Consider the following 20,211-nt stretch of genomic DNA (forward strand, 5'->3'; position numbering starts at 1 on the left):
AGCAAGAAGCGAATGCCCGCGCAGAAGTGGAACAGGTACGCCCACGACAGCACGAGCACGATGATCTTGACGATGGGGTGGGCGAGAAAGCCCTTGAACGCATCGAAACTGATTTCCGATGTCAGGCTTTGGTCCAGCAGATACAGCAGGAACGGCAGCGAGATGAACAGCAGAAGACCGCTGATTCGGTGCAGGATGGAGACCTTCCCTGCTAGCGGCAAGCGATACTTCGCGATTTGACCGATCCCGATGTTACGGAATTCGGGCCTTGGTTTTTTTACGGCTTCAGCCATGACTCATCCCATCCTTCTATCTGATTGACGAACGCGCCCCGCAGACACACGGCGACGGGCGCCACTCGTCCCGCCTGTCTCAAGAACGGCAGGCGATGTATTCGGGGATGAGTTCTTTTGCCCGCGCATTGCGCGATAGCCGCATTTTGTCGCAGCGTTGATATACTGTCCAATATCTATCTCGTCTATCTGATATTGATTCTATATATATCGCATGGAACTCCGGCATATTCGATATTTCCTGGCCGTTGCGGAAGAGCGCAATGTGACGCGCGCAGCCGAAAGGCTTGGCATCGGACAGCCCCCGCTCAGCCAGCAAATTCATGCGCTGGAGAGCGAAATCGGCGTTCGGCTGTTTCGCCGCACGGGTCACGGCGTGGTACTGACGGAGGCCGGCGAAGCGTTCGCGATCGACGCTAAGCGTCTGATGACCGATGCGCGCAATGCGATCGAGAAGGCGCAGAGCGCGGGCCGCGGCGAGGTCGGGAAATTGAATATCGGCTTCACCGGTTCCGCCGCGTTCAACCCGGTCGTGTCGAAGCTGATTCGCGAGTTCAGGCAGTCATTCCCGAGCGTCAGCCTTAGTCTGGTCGAGGGGAATACGGCGCAACTGCTCGGCTATCTCAACGACAAGCGCCTGGATGTCGCGTTCGTCCGTTTGGGAAGTCAGTCACCGGCCGGCGTTTCGTTTCATCACATCGCCACGGAGCCGATGAAGATCGTGTTGCCGGCGAGTCACCGACTGGCGGGCAAGAAGAAGGCGCCGCTATCCGCGCTCGCGGACGAACCCTTTGTCCTGCTGCCGCGTGAGGCGAGTCCCACGTTGCACGACGTAATCATCGGCGCGTGCCGGGACGCCGGTTTCGAACCTGTAATCGGTCAGCAGGCGCCCCAGTTGTCGTCCGTGGTCAACCTGGTTGCCGCCGAGTTCGGCGTCTCGCTGGTGCCCGCATCGGTTTGCCAGATTCAGGTCGAAGGCGTTGGATACGTCGACATACAAGGCGCGAATGTTTCGATTCGCCTTGCACTTGCCACGCGCGAAGACGGTGCCACGGCCAAGACCGCCAACTTTGTGTCGATCGCCAGCCATGTTTCAGCTAAGGGGACTTGATCCAGACAAGCTGCTCCGCCGCATGAATAAGAATTCGCGAGCCCGCGCTACAGTTCTCGCCCATGTCCCGGAACGCGGCAGCGACGGCATCGAGATTGGCGACATCGGGCAAGATGACTTGCGGGTTCTTCCCGCCGCATTTGAGGCCGGCGGCCACACCCCGATAGCGTCGTGTCAATCGTCCGTCAAGAAGTTGGGATGACTGGTGCGGATCTGATCGACCTGGTTGAGCGTTCCCGAAAGGTGCTTGCGTAGCGCGGCCTGCGCGCCTTCGGCGTCGCCCTTTTCGATCGCATCGACGATCTCGGTGTGATCGCGCACCACGGCCATTGTCTTGCCTTCCACCGGCAGGTGCAGGCGACGCAGCCGGTCGATGTGGCCGCTCAGCCTGCGCACCAGATCCCAGAGTTGCGGCACGCCCGCCGCCTCGTACATCTGCCGATGAAAAGCCTGATCGAGCAGCGAGAACTGCTCATAGTTCTTGAGGTCGCGTAGTTCCGACTGTTTTGCGATCGTGGCGCGCAATCGGGCAATCAACGCGGTGTCGCGCTGTTCAGCAAGCGTGCGGACGACTTCCAGTTCGATCGACCGGCGCAGAAAGTGCGCCTGCAACGCAGACGTCACGTTGATCTGGCTGACGACCGTGGCGTGCTGCGGAAAAATATCGACGAGGCCCTCTTCGCCGAGCTTCATCAATGCGTCGCGCACCGGCGTCTGGCTCAGTCCGTATTGCATCGCCAGTTCGGCGCGCGACAGCACCGTCCCCGGCGCCAGTTCGAGGGACAGGATCAGTTCGCGCAGTCGTTCGAATACCTGCGGCGCGGCATGGCGGGACCGGTCGAGCCGGGTCGCCGTCGACGGGGAAGCGTTGGTTTTCATGACGAGAGCTCACTGAGATACTAATACTATAGCCGACGCCAGCCCCGCCCCAAGCGGCTGCGCGGCATTTTTGGCGCAACACGGATGTGAGTACTTTCCCCAGTAACACACTAATATATTAGTGCTTTACTATGAGTCTGTCAGCTTCCACTCCTTCTTTGCCGGATTGCCACCATGACTCGCGACATCACCGTCACTCAAATGCGCATTACGCCGATCGCCTTCCGCGATGGCCCGCTTCTGAACGCTGCTGGCATTCACGAACCGTGGGCGTTGCGCGCGATCGTCGAACTGGAGACGAGCGATGGCCGCGTCGGCATCTCCGAGACCTATGGCGACGAACCGATGCTGCGCGTGCTCGAAGAGGCGAAGGCGCTCGTGATCGGCCTCTCGCCGTTCGACCTCAACCGCATGGAAGAGCGCGTGCGCGCGACGATCAAGGCGAGTCCCGGCGCGGTCGAATTCGAACTCGCGCCCGGCTCGCATGCCGCGAAGAACGCGCCGAAGGTCATCAGCACGCTCGAAGTCGCGATGCTCGACTTGCAGGGGCAGATCGTCGGCGCACCGATCGTCGACTTGCTCGGCGGCAAGGTTCGCGACGCCGTGCCCTATAGCGCCTACCTCTTCTACAAGTACGCGGAGCACATCGACACACCCTATGCGCCCGATGCCTGGGGCGAAGGCCTGAGCCCGGAGCAGATCGTCGCGCAGGCGCGACGCATGATCGACCTGTACGGCTTTCAGAGCATCAAGCTCAAGGGCGGCGTGTTCGAGCCGGCACATGAAATCGCCTGCATGCAGGCGCTCGCGAAGGCGTTCCCCGGCATGCCGCTGCGTCTCGATCCGAACGCCAACTGGACGCTTGAAACGAGCATCAAGGCCGCGCCCGAACTCGACGAAATCCTGGAGTATTACGAGGACCCGTGCCCCGGACTCGAAGGCATGGCCGAACTCCAGAAGCACACGCGCCTGCCGCTCGCGACCAACATGGTCATCACGACGATGGACGATTTCCGCCGCGGCTGCAACATGGGCTCGATCAAGGTGCTGCTTTCCGATCATCACTACTGGGGCGGCCTGCGCGCCACGCAGACCCTCGCGCGCATGGCAAAGCTCTGGGGCTTCGGCATGTCGATGCATTCCAATTCGCACCTCGGCATCAGCCTGATGGCAATGACGCACGTCGCCGCGAGCGTGCCGAATCTCACCTATGCGTGCGACACGCATTACCCGTGGCAGGAAGAGGAAGTCATCAAGGGCGGCCGCGTGAGCTTCGACAACGGCGCGGTGCGCGTGCCGACCACGCCGGGTCTCGGCGTCGAGCTCGATCGCGACCGGCTGGCTGAACTGCATGCCCAGTATCTCTCGTGCGGCGTGCGCAATCGCGACGACCTGAAGCAGATGCGAAAGTACGACCCGGACTTCAGCGGCAAGAATCCGCGCTTCTGATCTGCGCAGACGCTCGACACGCGATACGCATTGCCCATTACGGAGACAACCCATGAACAGAACCACCCCGGCCCCCGCCCACCCGGAGCGAGCCGACGCGCTGGCGAGCGCCGTCAGCAAGATGAAGTGGCACGTGCTGCCGCTCTTCGTCGTGATGTTCATCGTCAACTACATCGACCGCGTGAATATCGGTTTCGTGCGCCAGCACCTGAGCGCCGATCTGGGTATCGGCGCCGCGGCCTATGGACTCGGCGCGGGACTTTTCTTTGTCAGCTACGCGATCTTCGAAGTGCCGTCGAACATGCTGCTGCAACGTTTCGGCGCGAAGGCGTGGCTCACGCGCATCATGATCACGTGGGGTCTGGCCGCCGTCGGCATGGCGTTCGTGCGAGGCGAGATGTCGTTCTACGCGATGCGCCTCGTGCTCGGCGCGGCGGAAGCCGGCTTCTTTCCCGGCGTGCTCTTCTACTTCACCAAGTGGCTGCCGCGCGACGAGCGAGGCAAGGCGATGGCGATCTTTCTCAGCGGCTCGGCGCTCGCCTCGGTGCTCTCCGGGCCGATCTCGGGCGCACTGATGCTGATCAGCGGCGGCGGCCTGCACGGCTGGCAGTGGATGTTCGTGATCGAAGGCATGGCCTCGGTGGTGCTGGCCGGCTTCGTCTGGTTCTGGCTGGACTCGAAGCCGCGCGACGCCAAATGGCTGAGCCGCGCAGAGCAGGATGCGGTCGTCGCCGAAATCGAGGAAGAACAGCGCGTTCGCGATGCCGTGCACGCCGTCAAGCCGTCGGTCTGGAGTCTCTTGCGCGATCCGCAGATCCTGATCTTCTGCCTGATCTATTTCTCGGTGTCACTCACGATCTACGGCGCGACCTTCTGGCTGCCCAGCATCATCCGCAAGATGGGGCATTTCAACGATTTCCAGGTCGGGCTCTTCAATTCGATCCCGTGGCTGATCTCGATCGCGGCGATGTATTTCTTCGCGATGCTCGCGGCGCGCTTCAAGTTCCAGCAGGCCTGGGTCGCGTGCGTGCTGCTGATCGCCGCGGCCGGCATGTATGCGGCCGGTCAGGGCAGCCCGCTGTTCTCGTTCGTCGCGATCTGCTTCGCCGCGATTGGCTTCAAGGCTGCGTCGTCCCTGTTCTGGCCGATTCCGCAGGGCTACCTCGATGCGCGGATCTCGGCCGCCGTGCTCGCCCTGATCAATTCGATCGGCAATCTGGGCGGCTTCGTGGCGCCCGCGACCTTCGGCTTTCTCGAACAGAAGACCGGGTCGATTCAGGGTGGGCTCACGGGGCTTGCGGTGATGTCGGTGGTGGCCGCCGCGGTGGTGTTCTTTGCCCGCATGACGCCGCGCGAGGGACGCGCGGCGCTCGCAGCGTAGCTTCGACCCGGCGTTGCACCGGGTCGGGTTGCGAGAAAGCGCGTTCCGGTCGTCCCGGGAATGCGGTTTCGACGCTTAAACCGGATTCGCCGCGACGAAGTTCTTGTATGCCGCGTAGGCCGGATTCTTCGTCACGCCGTCCGCCTTGATTAGGCCGTAGTTCGCGTCGATCAGGCAGTACATCATGATGCTCTGGAGGTTGTACTTGTCCTTGACCGACTTGTACTGCGTCATCGCCTTCGTCACGTAGGCCGCGGCCGAATCGGGCGTGTCCTGCGAACCGGACCAGCCGAACTCCGTCAGCCAGATCGGCTTGCCGAACGAATCCTTCAGCACTTGCAGGATGTCGACCGCCGCCGAGCCGCCCGCATACTGGATGTCGTAGGAGCTCTTGTACCAGTGATACATCGTGATGTCCCAGCGCACGAGCGCCGCGCCGCCCACGCCGTTCGGCGTACCGTTTGGCGAGATGCCGTTCCACAACATCTGCAGCGCGCGATAGGCCATCGGAATGCCGACGTTCACGCCGACCTGGATCGTCGGATCGACTGCCTTCACGCCGTCGATCATGCCGCGGATCACGCCGCGGAACGACGGCCAGTACGCGGGACTCCAGTCCGCACATGAGGCGCCGTTGCCGCCGATCTTCAGCGGGACGTCGCATTCGTTGCCGCATTCGATGTATTTCACGAGGCCCTTCAGCGGCTTCGTGCAATTCACGCCGAGGTTATAGCCGAGCGTGTAGGCCGCCGATTCCGAACTCGCGACATCCCAGCCAGCGGATTTCGGGTTGAGGACCGGCAGGATCTGCACGCCGCTGCCCTTGAACGCACCGTTCAGCGCGTCGGCCAGGACTTGCGACATGCCGCCGCTCGCGACGTCGCAGCGGTAGATCGTGGCGCCGAGATCCTTGAGCAACGCGAGTTGCGCGGCCGGAGCGGTCGTCTTGTAGATGCCGCTGTTGTAAGCCATGTGGCCGTTCATGCCGTAGAAGAGCGCCGAGGCGGCGCCGCTGCCCTTCGTGCGCGGGTCGGTCGTGCCAATGGACGTCCACGGACTGCCGTTCTGGAACCAGATGCCGTCGGCGTTCTGCGCGTAGATGACGCCGCCGTACCAGAGGATCAGCGCCAGCGGCTTGGGCGAGCCGGTCGCGACCGTCGCGCCGTTTTTCGTCACGCGATTGCTGACCAGCGTCCACGTGTTACCCGAGTTGTCCGTGATGGATGTGCCCGAAGGAATCGTCGTTCCATCCGGTGACGCACCGGCCGTTGCCTTCTCGACGCCCTTTACCTGGGCACCCCCATCCTCCGCTCCGCCCCCGCCGCCGCAGGCGACGAGCGCCGCGCCGCTCGCGCCGGCAATCAGATACGAAAGGAACTTGCGGCGCGACAACTGTGCGTGGGTGACGCTGGCCGTGAGTTCGGAAATGTTGACTTGGTTTGCACTGCGCTTATTGACGGTCATGAGTAGAAGTTGCTGGATTAGGATGTAAAAAATTGTATCCAGCCAACATCGACCTTTCAGTCAGACAGTTCTTAAACAAGTCGGCAAAAATGAAACGGTTTATGAACTCCTTCTAGCTTGCTTGCCCGTTCAAAACGCGAGTGCAGGCATGCGAGTCCCAAAGGACATCGCTTTTCTGCATCAATCGAAACGGGGATTTTTTCCGCTCGCTGCTCCGATGGCCGTTCCAGCGGGCCAGGAGACGAGCACAGTGACGCGCGAGCGCGCGTCACGAAGGCGTTAAGTCGATCAGCGTTCGGCTTCCTGCCGTGCCATCGCGCGGGCGGCGTCGGCGAGCGCGCGCTCCGATTGCGCGTCGAAGCTGCCGATCAGAACCAGCACCCGGTCGTCCACCGCGTGTTCGTTTGCGATCCGCGACAGCGCCACCCGCCCCCCGACAGCGTGACAAACGTAGAGACCGCCGTCGTCGTCCAGTCGGACGATTCCTTTCGCGCGCAGCACGGTACCGGGCAAAGTCTTGAGGAAAGTCTTGAGCGCGGCCTTGCGCACCGGGCCGTCCAGTCGCACGGAGAGGCTGCGAAGTTCGAGCCGGCGCGGTATCGGCGACGCCCGCAGCGGCCGTTCGTCAGCGCGATCAAGCGTCGCGGCCGTTCCGAAGATCAGTTCCGGCGCCACCGCGCCGTGGTCGGCGGCCACGATCAGCCGGGTGCGCGCGATCGACGCGATCGTCGCGAAGACCTGTGCGTGCGCGGCCTCGGGCAGCAAGTCGAGCTTCGTGACCGCCACGACCGTCGCGGCTTCGATCTGCTCGCGCGCCATCTCGCCGACGAGCGGATTCGCCAGCGTGGCATCGAGCCCGCTGGCATCGGCCATCACGACGATTCCGTGCAGGCGGAAATCCCGCCCGACCAAACCGATCTGCGCGATGCGACGCGGATCGGAGACGCCGCTCGCTTCGATCAGCAGCATGTCCGGACGCGGCGACCTCGCGGCGACGCGGCGCAACGCGTCCACCAGCGCGCCGCCGATGGAGCAGCAGATGCAGCCGTTCTGAAGCTCGATCAGGTCATCGCTTTGCGAACGCACGAGCCGCGCGTCGATGTTGACCTCGCCGAAATCGTTGACCATCACGGCCACGCGCCGCCCGTGCGGCTGCGTCAGGAGCGCGTTCAGCACCGTGGTCTTCCCGGCGCCGAGATAGCCGCCTAGAACGACCAGTTCGATCGGCGCAAGCGGCGCGCTCGTTGCGACCGACATCACGCCGGCGCCTGGAAGACCCGCCCGCCGAGCACCGTGCCCCACACCCGCACATCCTTCAGCCGCTCAGGCGCGCATTCGGACGGGTCCTCGTCGAGGACGGCAAAGTCGGCGAACTTGCCCACTTCGATGCTGCCGACGACATCGTCCATTTTCAGCGTATAGGCGGCGCCGAGCGTGATGGCGCGCAGCGCGTCGTCGACGGGAACGCATTCTTCCGCGCCCAAAAGGCGTCCCGAAGCCGTGCGGCGGCGCACCGCGCACCACGCGGTGAAGAGCGGGCTCAGTTGCGTGATCGGCGCGTCGGAATGGAACGCGAACGGAATGCCGAGCCGCAGCGCCGATCCGGCCGCGTCCATGCGATTCGCGCGGTCGGGGCCCATCGTCTGCGTGTAGTGGGCGTCGCCCCAGTAGTAGATGTGGTTCGAAAAGAAGTTCACGCACAGCCCGAGCGCGCGGATACGCCGCAGTTGCGCGGCGTCGGCCATCTGGCAGTGTTGCAGCGTATGGCGATGGTCGGGACGCGGTGTCGCGGCCAGCAGTTTCTCCAGTGCGTCGAGCGTGACCTCGGTTGCTTCGTCGCCGTTCGTGTGGATGTGAAGTTGCAAACCGGCCTCGTGGAACGGCGCGAGCACGGCGGCGAGCTGCTCTGGCGCGATCAGCCAGAGACCGTTCGGCTGTCCGCCGAAATAGCCGGGCCACTTCACGCGCGCGGTAAAGCCCTGAATGGAGCCATCGACGATGAACTTCACCGGGCCGAAACGCAGCTTGTCCGTATTCGCCGACATCGCGGCGCGGAGCGCCTCCGGTCCCGCCGATGGGCTGCGCTGCGGCGCCAGCGCCGGCACGATGCGCACCGGATAGTCCGGGTCGCCCGTCACCGTGCGCAGCGTCTCGTTGCCGAGCGGCGACAGATCGTTGACCAGATCGGTAGCCGTCGTGACGCCCGCGAGTTGCGCGACGCGCCCGAAATTCCAGATCGCGTCCGGCTTCTCGCTGGCCGCAATCGACAGCTTGCCGCCGATCACCTGATACACCGGAAACATCGCCGCGAACTCCTGCAACTCGCCCGTCGGCTGGCCGGTTTCGTCGAGCACGATGCCGTCGATGTCGGTGTCCTCGTCGATGCCGGCCAGGCGCAGCATCGCGCTATTCACGTTCATCAGATGCACGCTCGCATGCAGCACGGCGATCGGACGCGTCGCCGAGACCGAGTCCAGTTCGCGCACCGTCAGGCGTTGCGTGCCGAACAGGATCGGGTCGAAGCCCCACGCGAGAAGCGGCGCCCCGTCGTCGTCCATGCGGCGCTCGGCTTCGCGCAGGCGGTCGAGAACGGATTGCATCGACGTCAGTCCGCGCCACAGCGTGCCGTCCGGACCGCGCCGGTCGTAATAGCCGACGTAAGCGGCATCCCACATCGCGCCTTCCATCAGATGACAGTGGCCTTCGACGAGCCCCGGCATCAGCACCTTGTCGCGAAGGGTTTCGTCGATCGCGCAGTCGCCCCACTGCTGCACGTCTTCCGCATTGCCGACGGCCAGGATGCGGCCGTCGCGCACTGCCACGTGCGTCGCGCGCGGCTGCGCGGGGTTCATCGTCAGGATGCGGCGTGCAACGAAGACGGTCGTCGCGGCCTGGCGGGCGGTTCGTGCTGAGGACATGGTTCTCCCGTTGATGACAGCTATGCGTTCAGGAAAGGTGGACGGGCCTCGGCGACCGGATCACGGTATTGAACACGCCGACGGTCGCGAGATTGACGCCGAGGCAAACGAGGCCCAGGTTGATGCCGCCGAAGTCGACGCCCTTCGTGTAGAGAATGATCGCGAGCACCTGTCCCACGACGATGCCGAGCGCGATGGCGGCCGGCCGCACGCGCAGTCCGAACAGGATCACGAGCACGCCCGGCAGGAACTGGGTGACGCCATAGTAGGTCGTGTTGATGAGCGTGAGCATGAGGTTGGGCGTGAGCAGCGTCGTGATGATCGACACCACGAGATACACCACGATCACCATTTTCGCGCCGCGCTTCTGGCGGCTTTCCGGCATGTTCGGCAGCAGGTTGCGCGTGACGATCGGACCGATGGCAAGACAGATGCCCGCGAGCACCAGCAGACCCGACAACGCCGCACCGGCCGCGACCAGTCCCACGAGCCAGCCCGGCAGCAGGTTCACCACGGCGGTGAAGAACGCGTCGTTCGGCGTCGCGAGCTTCAGGTTCGCGCTGATCGCATAGTACGAGGCCACCACGAGGAACGGATACATCAGCATGTAGAGCGGCATCGCGACCTGCGTGCGGCGAATCGTGTTCGCGCTCTTCGCGGTGAAGAAGTTCTGCGCGGCGAACGGCATCATGTAGAAGCCGAGCGCCTGGAACACGATGGTGCTCATCGAGAAGTGAAGCTGCTCCGGATTCATCGTGTTGCTGACGTGCTGACTCGCGGCGTGAAATACGTCGTGCACGCCGTATTCCCACGTCACGGCGACGCCCGTGATCATGATCGCCACCACCATCAGGATGTCCTTCAGGATGGCGATGTAGGCCGAGGCCCGCACGCCCGAGATCGCGATATAGGCGAACGCCAGCGCGGCCGAGATCAGGATCAGATGCAAGGGCTCGAAGTGCCAGCCGAGACCGCGCAAGGCGGCGACCAGCCCGGTGAACTGCAACTGTCCCCAGGGAATCAGGAACAGGATCGACGACACCGCGACCACCAGTTCGACGCCACGATGGCGATAGTGGCCCTTGAAGAGATCGGCGAGCGTGATCGCGTTATAGCGCTTGCCGGCCTGCCAGATCTTGGGTCCGAGAAAATAGCCGATGGGGTAGGCCAGCAGGATGTAGCCGAGGAACCAGATGCCGTAGGTCGGTCCCTTCGCGTAGATGCCGCCGGGAAAGCCGACCATCGTGCCGATGCTGTAGATTTCGCCGGCCGCGAGGAAGAACACGAGCGCCGCGCCGAACTGCCGCGATGCGACGAAGAAGTCATGGACGCTCTGGCCGCCGCGTCCCTTGCCGGAACGAATGGCAAGGTAGAGCGAAAACGCGATGAATCCGAGAAAGACAAGGGTGGACATGCAGGAACTCCCGGCTCAGGCGTTGCGTGGATCGGTATCGGATATGTGACGATCGAAGAAATGCCAGCAGACGAAGAGGCACCCCGAGGTCAGCACGAACCAAAGGAAAATCCAGGCGTACAGCAGCGGAACGCCGAGAACGTAGGCGTCTTTCGTGGCGATCCAGGGCAGGAAGCCGATCACGCCGGCATAGGGAAGCCCCAGGCCGATCAGGTATCTCAGCATTGTCGTCTCCAGACTTTGTTCGCCCGCTCGGCAGGGTGCCGGCAAGTCTGCAGACAGTATCGGCGGCGCAAAAATCGCTCGTTAGAGCCAGATGGACTCGATCGATAGCGCCAGATGAATGGATTGCATGCTCACGGAGCCTTCACCTCGTTCGACAGCGGCTGACCGGTTTCGAACTCGGTGACGCTCTGCAAGGTCGTCTGACAGATCGTCGTGACCGCCTCGCGCGTGAGAAAGGCCTGATGACCCGTGACGATGACGTTCGGAAACGACATCAGGCGCAGCAGCGTGTCGTCGTTGATGATCGTGTTGGACAGATCGCGAAAGAACACGCCCGCCTCCTGTTCGTACACGTCGATCGCGAGGCCGCCCAGTTGTCCGCTTCGCAGCGCATCGATGACCGCTTCGGTGTCCACCAGAGCGCCGCGGCTCGTGTTGATCAGGAGCGCGCCGCGCTTCGCGCGCGACAGCATGGTCGCGTCGATGATGTGATAGGTGTCCGGCGTCAGCGGACAGTGAAGCGAAATGATGTCCGCGCTCGCGCCGATCTCGCCGGGCACCGCGTAGCGCGCGCCGAGCGCCTCGAATTCGGGAGACGGAAAGGTGTCGTAGCCGATCACGTCGGCGCCGAACCCGAGCATGATCTTCGCGAACACACGGCCGATCTTCCCGGTCCCGACGACCGCCACGGTCTTGCCGGCAACATCGAAACCCATCAGGCCGTCGAGTGCGAAGTTGCAGTCGCGCGTGCGGTTGTAGGCGCGATGAATCTTGCGATTGATCGCCATCAGCAACGCGACGGCATGTTCCGCGACCGAGTTCGGCGAATAGTCGACCACGCGCACCACCTTGAGACCGAGGTTCCTCGCCGCGTTCAAATCCACGTTGTTGAAGCCCGTGCAGCGCAGGGCGATCAACTTCGTGCCGCCGAGTGCGAGCGCTTCGAGGACGTCGGCATCGGCCTTGTCGTTCACGAAAATGCAGACGGCTCCATGCCCCGAGGCGAGGGCGACGGTTTCCCCGTCGAGCCCGGCGTCGAAGTACTGCAGCCGATGCCCCATCGTGGCGTTCGCGGCCTCGAGATACTCGCGGTCGTAGGGCTTGGCGCTATAGACGGCGATCTCCATGATGTCTCTCCTGCGAAAAGCGCGGCGTCGCTGATTCGGTTCCATGCGGCGGCGCGCGAATACGGCCAGTTTCGTCAACCAATACTGTGTACCGGCGCGCGGCCGCGCAATTGGACCTTGGGCCTACGCGCGCCACTGGGAACGGATCATCGGCCTTCTGCGCGGACGCTCGGCTGGCGTTGCCCCCGCGCGTTCGCCGCTTCTCCCGCCGGGTCCTCGACCCAGAGCCAGAAGAGCCGATAGCCGACGGCCAGCGCCACCGGCCCGATGAACAGGCCGATCACGCCACCCGAGATCATGCCGCCGAGCGCGCCGATCAGCACCACGGGCATCGGCACGTCGACTCCGCGGCCCAGCAGAAGCGGCTTCAGGACGTTATCGACGAGTCCCGCGACGAACACATAGATCGCAAACACGATGCTTGCCACGCTCGCGCCCTGCGTGTAAAGCACGAAACCGATCACGGGCAGCGTGACGATGGTCGCCGGCAACTGCATGATGCCGAGCAGCAACACGGCGAGCGTCAACAGGCCGGCGGCCGGAATGCCCATGACAATGAATCCCGCGCCGATCAGCATCATCTGGATAAAAGCGATCCCCACGACGCCGAGCGCGACCGCGCGGATGGTCGTCGTGCAGAGCCCGGTGATGCGCGCCCCCCGGTCCGGGCCGAAGATGCGGGAGGCGATCTTCAGGGCGCTCTTCTTGCCTTCTTCTCCGTGCGCCATGACGACGCCCGCGACGATCAGCGCGGCGACGAATACCAGCACGCTCATGCCGAGACCGGCGAGCTTGCCGAGAACAACGAGGCTGAATCCCCTGATCTGGGGCGAGAACCGCTGCAGCAGGCCGGTGAGGTCGGTTGCAGCATTCATCCACAGTTCGTACACCCGCTTACCCACGAGCGGCCATGCCGCCACCGCTTCGGCAGGCGGCGGAACGTACAAGTCTCCGTTCCTGACGGCCGTCACCGCATTCTCGACGGAATTCACCACGGCATTGCCCAGAAGGTACGTAGGCGCCATCACCACGCCGAGCGCCAGCACGACGATCAGCGCCGCCGCGCGACCGTGCCGGTCGCCGAGCCGTCTCCTCAACCCGACCTGCAGCGGGTAGATGGTCGTCGCCAGTATCAGCGACCAGACCACGAGATCGAAGAACGGACGGAAAATCTCGAAGCAGAAGATGACGAGCGCAGCGGTCAGCCCGGCCCGAATGAAGACATCGAGCAGGCCACGGGAAAATGCCTTGTCCGACGTCGGCGTGAGCAACATGATGGTCTCCTCGCAGGTTCTCCGGTGCCGGGACGCAACGGCGGGTTTCGCTTCGCCGCTCATGCGCGGCGATTCGGCCTCGAAACAATCGCCTCGAACGTTTCGAATCGCGATGCGTCGATGCGTCGATGCGTCGATGCGTCGATGGGCGTTACATTCTCGCCGGGTTTCGGCAGATCGCTCAGCCGCCCAGCGCGACGATCGCCATCGTCAGTAGGACGCCGAAGATCACCATTCCAAGGCCGGCCTTCCATCCGCCCCACCCGGCGTGACGACCGAGCGCCAGTCCGCCGCAAAAGAGCATCACGAGCGTCAGGATGCGCGAAACGAGCAACGCAGTCGGTACGTCGCTGAAAACAATGAACGGTAAAGCGACCGGAAACGTCGACAGCACGATGATGACGAAGATCGCCAGCGCCCCGACGTAATCGTCGCGCGCTAAACGCGGGCGGTCCGGCAGATTCGTCGCGGCCGCGAGCTTGAGCCGAATCGAATCGAGGTCCTCGTCCGAGACCAGCGACCGCATGAACTTCGGCAGGGCGTCGCGCAGCACGCGACGTCCGGCTGCCGCGTCGGGCGCGCTCCGGATGGCGAGCGCGAGCGTCAGCCGCCGGCCGCGGTTGGTCAGCGTGCGGACGAGGAACATGAGCGCGTCGGCGAGTCCCCAGGCGAGATTGCAGCCGAGCGCCGTGTAAAGCATCTTCTGCCCGGCGTCCGCGCCGGCCGTCGCCGCCGACACGGTGCCGACGAACGTCAGTGCCATGAAGAGTCCGAAGCACAGCTCCGACACCCGGTCCACGGTATCGAGGACGGGCTCGCGCGCGTCGACATTGCTCTCCTGGATCAAGGCATTCACGTGACGCTCTCCCCGTCGTTGGCAGCCGGGCTTGAATGCGCGAGGTGCGCATTCAAGCTTACGTCTGAATTATAGGTGGATCGTTGCGCGCGTCTTCGGCTGCGCCATGAACGCACGCAAGGGCATGACCGGCTAGCTCATCCACCGCGAGAGCACGAGAATATAGATCGCCGACGCCGCAAGCTGCGCCGCGGTGATCGGGAGCCCGAAGCGCAGGAATCTCGCGAACGTGACCGTGCTGCCGTGCCGCGCGCAGATGCCGGCGGACACGATGTTGGCCGACGCGCCGATCAGCGTGGCATTTCCTCCGAGCGTCGCGCCGAACATCATGCCGACGAACACCGGGATCGTCGCCGCGGGCCATTGCGTGAAGTTCGGATCGAGCGCGGCATCGGGCACCGCTTCGGCCGCCACCAGATAGCCCTTCACGACGAGAATCGACGCCGCCGCGACCGGCACGTTGGCGAGCACCGCCGAGAGCAGCCCGATACCGCCGATCATCGTGAGCGCGACCAGCGTCAGCTGGGTGCCGAATACCGCGTAGAGCTTCAGCGCGAGCAGCGGCAACAGCCCCGTCTTCGCCACCGCCTGCACGAGGCAAAAGATCGAGCCGAGAAAGAGGAGCGTGTTCCAGTCGACGTCGCGCAATACGTTGTCGGTCGGCTCGACCCTCGCGGCGAAGCCCACCAGCAGTGCAAGCGCGCTCGCAATCATCGCGACCATCGGCGGCAGGACGCGCGTCGGCAGGCGCTCGCCCAGAACGAACAGGACGATCATCGTAGCCAGCACCGCGAGCGAGCACGCCGCGTAGACCGGTCGAACGAGCCGCGCGCGTTCCACGGGCGGCGGAAGCGGCCGGCGCAGGCGCCATACGCCGCGCATCAGCACGGGCAAGAGCGGCACGATCACGAGGAGCGCCACGACACCGCCCAGGCTCACGCGGCGCAGATAATCGCCGAAGCTCATGCCGATCGAACTGCCGATCAGGAAGGTCGCCGGATCGCCCACCAGCGTGAGCAGTCCGGCGGCGTTACTGACGATCGCGGTCAGCACCATCGGCCCGACGATGTCCGTTTCCAGCGCGGTCGCGACGCGGATGATGATGGGTGCAAGCAGGATGACGGTCGTCGCGTTGGGCAGGAACGCGCAGATCGGTGCGACCAGCGCCATCAGCAGGAGCAGGAATCGCCGGCCGCTGCCGCCCGTCGCGCGCAGGTAGATGTCGCCGATCAGTTCGAAGAGTCCTGTCGTGGACAGAATGCGCGCGACCACCATGCCGCCGAACAGCAGACTGAGCGCTCCGCCGGACGTGCTAGTCGCGGTCATCAGGTCGTCCTCGGTCAAGATGCCGAGGGCGATCAGGACGCACACGCCGATCAGCGCGGCCACGGCCATGTCGACGACGTTGAAGGCGATCGCGAGGATCACCGACGCGAATACGCCCAGCACGATGTAGATCTGCAGTTCGCTCATGAGGCGCCCCGGTGAGCTAGCGCGCAGGTGGCGCGTACATCAGGCCACCCTGCGTCCATAGGCGGTTGAGTCCGCGTTCGAGACCGAGCGGGCTCTGCGCACCGAGGTTGCGCTCGAAGATCTCGCCATAGTTGCCGACGCTCAGCACCGCGCGCTCGACCCAGCCCGGTTCGACGCCGAGCGCCATGCTCACGTCGGCGCCGGGTTCGAGCGCTTTCGCAATCGACGGATCGCGCATGCGCTCCTTCACGTTGCCCTGCGTGACGCCGTACTCTTCGGCCGCGATCAGCGACAACAACACCCAGCGCACCAGCGTCAGCCACGCGTCGTCCGTGGCACGGACGACCGGCCCGAGCGGCTCCTTGGCAATCCGCTCGGGCAGGATCACATGGTCCGCCGCACGACCGGGGACAAGCAGACGAACGGCGGAAAGGTGCGCGGCATCGGCCGTATAGGCGCTGCACAGGCCCTTGAAGTAGGCGTTCGCGACTTCGCTCACCGAGTCGATCGCAAGCGGCTTGACGCTGAGCTTCCGGGCTGCGAAGTAGTCCGCGAGATGGGTCTCGCTCGACGTGCCCTTTTCGACGCAGACCGTCGCGCCATCGAGACCGGCGACGCTCGTCACCGCGGATTGCTTCGGGACCATGAAGGCCTGCCCGTCATAAAACAGCACGCCAGCGAACCGCACATCCAGCGTGCTTTCCCTGACGAGGGTCCATGTCGTGTTGCGACTGAGCAGGTCGACCGTGCCCGTGCGCAACGCGGGGAATCTGGCCGATGCTCTCAGCGGCACGAAGGCGACGCGCGCCGCGTCGCCGAGCGCCGCGGCGGCGACCGCGCGGCAAAAATCCACGTCGATGCCTGCCCAGCGCCCGGTTGCGTCCCTGACGGAGAAGCCCGCCACGCCTTCGCTCACCCCGCAGCGAAGCGCGCCACGCGATCGGGCCTGCGCGACGGTGTCGCCGCGCGCCGCCTGAGCGGGCGGATCGACAACCATGAAGAGCAGCAATGACCACAAGATCGCGCGCTTGATGATTCGGCGGATGGGAGTCATGGATTCCCCGGAGACCGGACTTCATCGGGTTATTGCTTCTGATCCGAGGCGAAGGCCGGTGGTCGCGTCTCGCGCCTGCCTACGCGCCCGCTCTTTTTGTCGCGGACAAAGGATGCGGTCGGCAACGCTTCATCCTCGCGGCCACGCACGCGGCGAACGAGCGTCTCGTGTAAACAGTTATAGGCGATCTGCATCGGGCGACAAGGGACTCACCCAACGAGCGATCCGCCCCGGTGCTTGCAGCTTCCGATGTGGCTCATGTACATTCTGCGGACGCGCCACGCCGCTATGTGCAGCGTTCGGCCGTGCCTTCGCCGCAAAGAAGAACGCAAAGAAGAACGGAAGATCGGAAGGGATTAATCGTTGACATACATCCGGCTTGATCGTTAGACAGCGGACGTCACCGGTCGAACACAGGGCACGCCGAACATGTCGAACTCGAGTCCGACCTCCAGGCACGCGCAATCATTCGTATCGGCGATTTTCGCCCAGGCCCTGCTCTGCGGCGCTTGCTACGCCCAGTCGAGCGGCGATCAGCCTCAGGCGCCGCTGATACTCGGCGCCAACGTCAAGAAGCACGCCGACGCGGTACTCGCGATCATGACGTACACCACCGTGCCCGACGTGACGACCAGTTCCCTGTCGATCAACAACGGCGCCACGGGCAATCCGGGCTTCGGTCAGACGCAACTGGGCGGCGGCTTCACGATCAGCAAGTCGTTTCCGCTTTACCTCGAAGGAACGGTCGCGTACAGCCGTTACGATCCGACCTTCGTCGCGACCGAGGGCGTCCAGCAACGGCCGCTTCCCGCTAAATGGAACACCGCGAGCACGACCATCGGGATCGGCTGGGACTTCGCGATCACGGACGAACTGAAGTTCCGGCCGATTCTCAACGGCACGATCGGCCGGGTGGCGAGCGACCTGCGGATCGCCCAGACGGTCATCAACCAGATCAAGGACACGAACCTCGAGTTCCTTCAGGACGGCGTGCTCGACGCCTATGGTTATGGCGGCTCGCTCGTGCTCGACTATGAGCATTACCGCGAGAAGTACGAGATCGACGTGGAACTGCGGGCCACCGACATCTATCTGCGCAGCTTCGGCGCGTCGTCGGCAGCGGTGCAGGGATCGGCGACGGCACAGCAGTTCAGCCTCTGGGCGCGCTGGCGCGCTCCCACGGGCCTGCGAGCACTCGACAAGCCCGTGCGCTATGTCCTGGAAACGGCGTACTCGCATTATTTCGGCGACAGCGCGGGCGCGCTCGGCTTCAACGATCTCACCTCGCTGGGTGTCGGCCTGGAACTCGACAGCAGCACCTATCCGGTGATCATCACGCGCACGCGTGCGATGGTGCGCTACGTGTTCGGCCACAACGTCCACGGCGTGTCGTTTGGATTTGCAGTGAGCTTCTAGCAATCGAATCGTTCATACGCGGGTAATACATAATCGTTCAGCACTGTCATATGGGCGTGTGCATGTCCTAGAATGCATGAACAAGACTTCCGCTCTGCCCGCTTCGAGATCGCTCCATTTGTGCTCGACTCCGGACACGTTGCAATCGAAACCTTCTTCGCCAAGGCGGCGCCGGGCGCGATGCATACCTCAATGAACTCGCCTGATCGACGACGGAATGGGCTGAATCTCAGAAGCAGAAAAATGTGACTCGGTCGTGACATCGAACGGTGATAGCCATGCGCAACATCCTGATTGTGCTTCTGCTGTCCTGCTTGGTGTTTCCCGCCGGGAGCGCGTTCGCTCAGGCGCCGGCGGCAAGCGGCAGCGAGCCTGCGCCGATGTCGGCTGCCGATCTCGACAAGCTCGTCGGACCGATCGCCCTCTACCCGGACGACCTGATCGCGATCATCCTGCCTTCCGCGACTTACCCGCTCGAAATCGTCCAGGCGGACCGGTTTCTCGATCGCCGGAAGAGCGACAAGAATCTCCCGGTCAACGATGCGTGGCAGGAACCGATCAAGGCCCTGCTGAACTACCCCGAGGTCGTCAAGAAGATGAGCGTCGAGCTCGACTGGACGGCGGCCCTCGGCGAAGCCGTGGTCGCCGACCAGAACGGCGTGCTTCAGGCCATCCAGCGCTTTCGCCGTCAGACTCAATCCGCGGGCAACTTGAAGTCCGACGACAAGCAGGTGATCGTGGTCGAAAAGGAAGTCGTCAAGATCGTGCCCGCCAATCCGGAAGTGATCTATGTGCCGCAGTACAACCCGTCGACGGTGGTCGTCAGCAGCCCGTATCCCGTGTATGGCTATGCGCCCGCGCCGTATCCGGTCTATTACTATCCCTACCCGCCCGGCGCCGCGCTCGCAACCGGCCTGATCTGGGGCGCGGCCATCGGCGCCGCATGGAGCGGCGGCCGCTACGAAGCCAACTACAGCGGCGGCAACAACACGATCAACATCAACCGGGATCAGAGCGTCAACCGGGGCGACGTCAACCGGACCAATGTCGATGCGACGAACACCAACCGCACGAATCGCCAGTCGGCGCAGTCGAGTACGTGGAAGTCGGAGAAGAAGCCGGGTCAGGTATCCGGCAGCACCGCGCGCGCCAGTTCACCGCGCGTGGGCGACACCGCGACCCGCACTGGAGCAGGCACCGCCGGCGCGGCAGGCGCGGCAGGCAACCGACAGACGACGCCGCGTGCATCGACGCAGGATTCGGCGCCCCGAAGCAACGCGGCGTCGCAAGGTCGCGGCGGCGACGCCTTCAGCGGCTACGGTTCTGGGCGCGATGCACAGGCGAACAGCTCGCGCGGAGCGGCGAGCCGCGAGTCGATGGCGAGCACGCGCAGTCCTTCGGTCGACCGGACGAGCGGCACCGGACGTACCGGCGCTTCCGCTGGCGGCGGCGCCGGGCGCGGCGCCGGCTATTCGGGCGGCGGCGGCGGTGGACGAGGCTTCAGTGGGGGCGGTGGGGGCGGAGGCGGCGGAGGTCGCGCTGGCCGCCGATAACGAAACGGAGACCTTTATGCACGGATCCGGAAAGATCGGCACACGAGCGCGTCTGCTTCGCCGGCCGGCGATCGTCCGGACCTTGGGCGGCATCGCGCTGGCACTCGGCCTTTGCATGCCGCCCTTGGGTCTCGCCGCCGAACAGGAAACGTTTCCGACGCCCGAAGCCGCCGTGAGCGCGCTGACGGCGGCACTCAAGGCGAACGATGAAACCGCGCTGGTCGCGATCTTCGGCGAAGCGCACAAGCGGCTCGTCATATCGCCGGATCCGGCCGAGGACCGCGTCCTGCGCGAGAACGCCCTCGCGGAACTGAACGCGTTTCA

The 20,211-nt window shown here is 64.2% G+C and carries 18 protein-coding genes; 6 read left to right on the forward strand and 12 right to left on the reverse strand.

Annotated elements, in window-relative coordinates; genetic code table 11:
• On the reverse strand, positions 1 to 293 hold a 293-nt coding region (gene sdhC, locus AWB66_RS30275; RefSeq protein ID WP_087633726.1), incomplete at its 3' end, for a succinate dehydrogenase, cytochrome b556 subunit.
• 214 nt (positions 294 to 507) lie between these two features.
• Here sdhC and AWB66_RS30280 point away from each other — a divergent pair.
• Positions 508 to 1,404: a LysR family transcriptional regulator gene (locus AWB66_RS30280; RefSeq protein WP_087633711.1), complete on the forward strand. Its 897-nt coding sequence runs from the start codon at positions 508 to 510 to the stop codon at positions 1,402 to 1,404.
• Positions 1,405 to 1,578: 174 nt separating this feature from the next.
• On the opposite strand, the gene AWB66_RS30285 is transcribed toward AWB66_RS30280, so the two are convergent.
• Positions 1,579 to 2,283 carry a GntR family transcriptional regulator gene (locus AWB66_RS30285; protein WP_087633712.1) on the reverse strand — a complete coding sequence of 235 codons (705 nt, stop codon included), beginning with the start codon at positions 2,281 to 2,283 and terminating at the stop codon, positions 1,579 to 1,581.
• A 174-nt stretch (positions 2,284 to 2,457) separates the two neighbouring features.
• Here AWB66_RS30285 and AWB66_RS30290 point away from each other — a divergent pair, with 174 nt between their 5' ends.
• On the forward strand, positions 2,458 to 3,732 hold the full coding sequence (locus tag AWB66_RS30290; RefSeq protein ID WP_087633713.1) for a glucarate dehydratase family protein: 1,275 nt from the start codon (positions 2,458 to 2,460) through the stop codon (positions 3,730 to 3,732).
• Between the two features lie 52 nt (positions 3,733 to 3,784).
• Complete coding sequence (locus AWB66_RS30295) at positions 3,785 to 5,113, forward strand: MFS transporter (protein ID WP_087633714.1); 1,329 nt, start codon at positions 3,785 to 3,787, stop codon at positions 5,111 to 5,113.
• 75 nt (positions 5,114 to 5,188) lie between these two features.
• Here the strand turns inward: AWB66_RS30295 and AWB66_RS30300 are convergent, their stop codons facing one another.
• The 10 genes from AWB66_RS30300 to AWB66_RS30345 all read right to left on the reverse strand — a co-directional run bounded on the left by AWB66_RS30300 (position 5,189) and on the right by AWB66_RS30345 (position 16,918).
• Positions 5,189 to 6,577, reverse strand: coding sequence for a glycosyl hydrolase (locus tag AWB66_RS30300; protein ID WP_087633715.1), 1,389 nt, complete (start codon positions 6,575 to 6,577; stop codon positions 5,189 to 5,191).
• 288 nt (positions 6,578 to 6,865) lie between these two features.
• Positions 6,866 to 7,834 (reverse strand): CobW family GTP-binding protein, encoded by a 969-nt coding sequence (locus tag AWB66_RS30305; protein WP_087633716.1) that lies wholly within the window; start codon positions 7,832 to 7,834, stop codon positions 6,866 to 6,868.
• Positions 7,834 to 9,495 carry an amidohydrolase gene (locus AWB66_RS30310; RefSeq protein WP_087633717.1) on the reverse strand — a complete coding sequence of 554 codons (1,662 nt, stop codon included), beginning with the start codon at positions 9,493 to 9,495 and terminating at the stop codon, positions 7,834 to 7,836. Before AWB66_RS30310 ends, AWB66_RS30305 begins: the two co-directional genes overlap by 1 nt.
• Positions 9,496 to 9,523: 28 nt before the next feature.
• Entirely contained in the window at positions 9,524 to 10,909 is a 1,386-nt protein-coding gene (locus tag AWB66_RS30315) for a sodium:solute symporter family protein (RefSeq protein ID WP_087633718.1), read from the reverse strand.
• A gap of 15 nt (positions 10,910 to 10,924) precedes the next feature.
• Positions 10,925 to 11,134 (reverse strand): DUF3311 domain-containing protein, encoded by a 210-nt coding sequence (locus AWB66_RS30320; protein ID WP_087633719.1) that lies wholly within the window; start codon positions 11,132 to 11,134, stop codon positions 10,925 to 10,927.
• 131 nt (positions 11,135 to 11,265) lie between these two features.
• A complete protein-coding gene (locus tag AWB66_RS30325; RefSeq protein ID WP_087633720.1) occupies positions 11,266 to 12,261 on the reverse strand; it encodes a 2-hydroxyacid dehydrogenase in 996 nt (331 codons plus the stop codon).
• 146 nt (positions 12,262 to 12,407) lie between these two features.
• Positions 12,408 to 13,535, reverse strand: a complete 1,128-nt coding sequence (locus AWB66_RS30330; RefSeq protein ID WP_087633721.1) for an AI-2E family transporter — start codon at positions 13,533 to 13,535, stop codon at positions 12,408 to 12,410.
• A gap of 181 nt (positions 13,536 to 13,716) precedes the next feature.
• Complete coding sequence (locus AWB66_RS30335) at positions 13,717 to 14,391, reverse strand: VIT1/CCC1 transporter family protein (RefSeq protein WP_087633722.1); 675 nt, start codon at positions 14,389 to 14,391, stop codon at positions 13,717 to 13,719.
• A gap of 132 nt (positions 14,392 to 14,523) precedes the next feature.
• Positions 14,524 to 15,864 (reverse strand): ArsB/NhaD family transporter, encoded by a 1,341-nt coding sequence (locus tag AWB66_RS30340; RefSeq protein ID WP_087633723.1) that lies wholly within the window; start codon positions 15,862 to 15,864, stop codon positions 14,524 to 14,526.
• 16 nt (positions 15,865 to 15,880) lie between these two features.
• On the reverse strand, positions 15,881 to 16,918 hold the full coding sequence (locus AWB66_RS30345; protein ID WP_087633724.1) for an amino acid ABC transporter substrate-binding protein: 1,038 nt from the start codon (positions 16,916 to 16,918) through the stop codon (positions 15,881 to 15,883).
• A 429-nt stretch (positions 16,919 to 17,347) separates the two neighbouring features.
• Here AWB66_RS30345 and AWB66_RS30350 point away from each other — a divergent pair, with 429 nt between their 5' ends.
• The 3 genes from AWB66_RS30350 to AWB66_RS30360 all read left to right on the forward strand — a co-directional run.
• The gene (locus AWB66_RS30350; protein ID WP_235021317.1) at positions 17,348 to 18,334 is read left to right on the forward strand and encodes a hypothetical protein; all 987 of its coding nucleotides are present in this window, start codon (positions 17,348 to 17,350) and stop codon (positions 18,332 to 18,334) included.
• A 278-nt stretch (positions 18,335 to 18,612) separates the two neighbouring features.
• Positions 18,613 to 19,887 carry a DUF3300 domain-containing protein gene (locus AWB66_RS30355; protein WP_087633725.1) on the forward strand — a complete coding sequence of 425 codons (1,275 nt, stop codon included), beginning with the start codon at positions 18,613 to 18,615 and terminating at the stop codon, positions 19,885 to 19,887.
• A gap of 16 nt (positions 19,888 to 19,903) precedes the next feature.
• On the forward strand, positions 19,904 to 20,211 hold a 308-nt coding region (locus AWB66_RS30360; RefSeq protein ID WP_125469839.1), incomplete at its 3' end, for a DUF2950 family protein.

It is taken from the genome of Caballeronia telluris, from assembly GCF_001544495.1.
Lineage (GTDB): Bacteria > Pseudomonadota > Gammaproteobacteria > Burkholderiales > Burkholderiaceae > Caballeronia > Caballeronia telluris.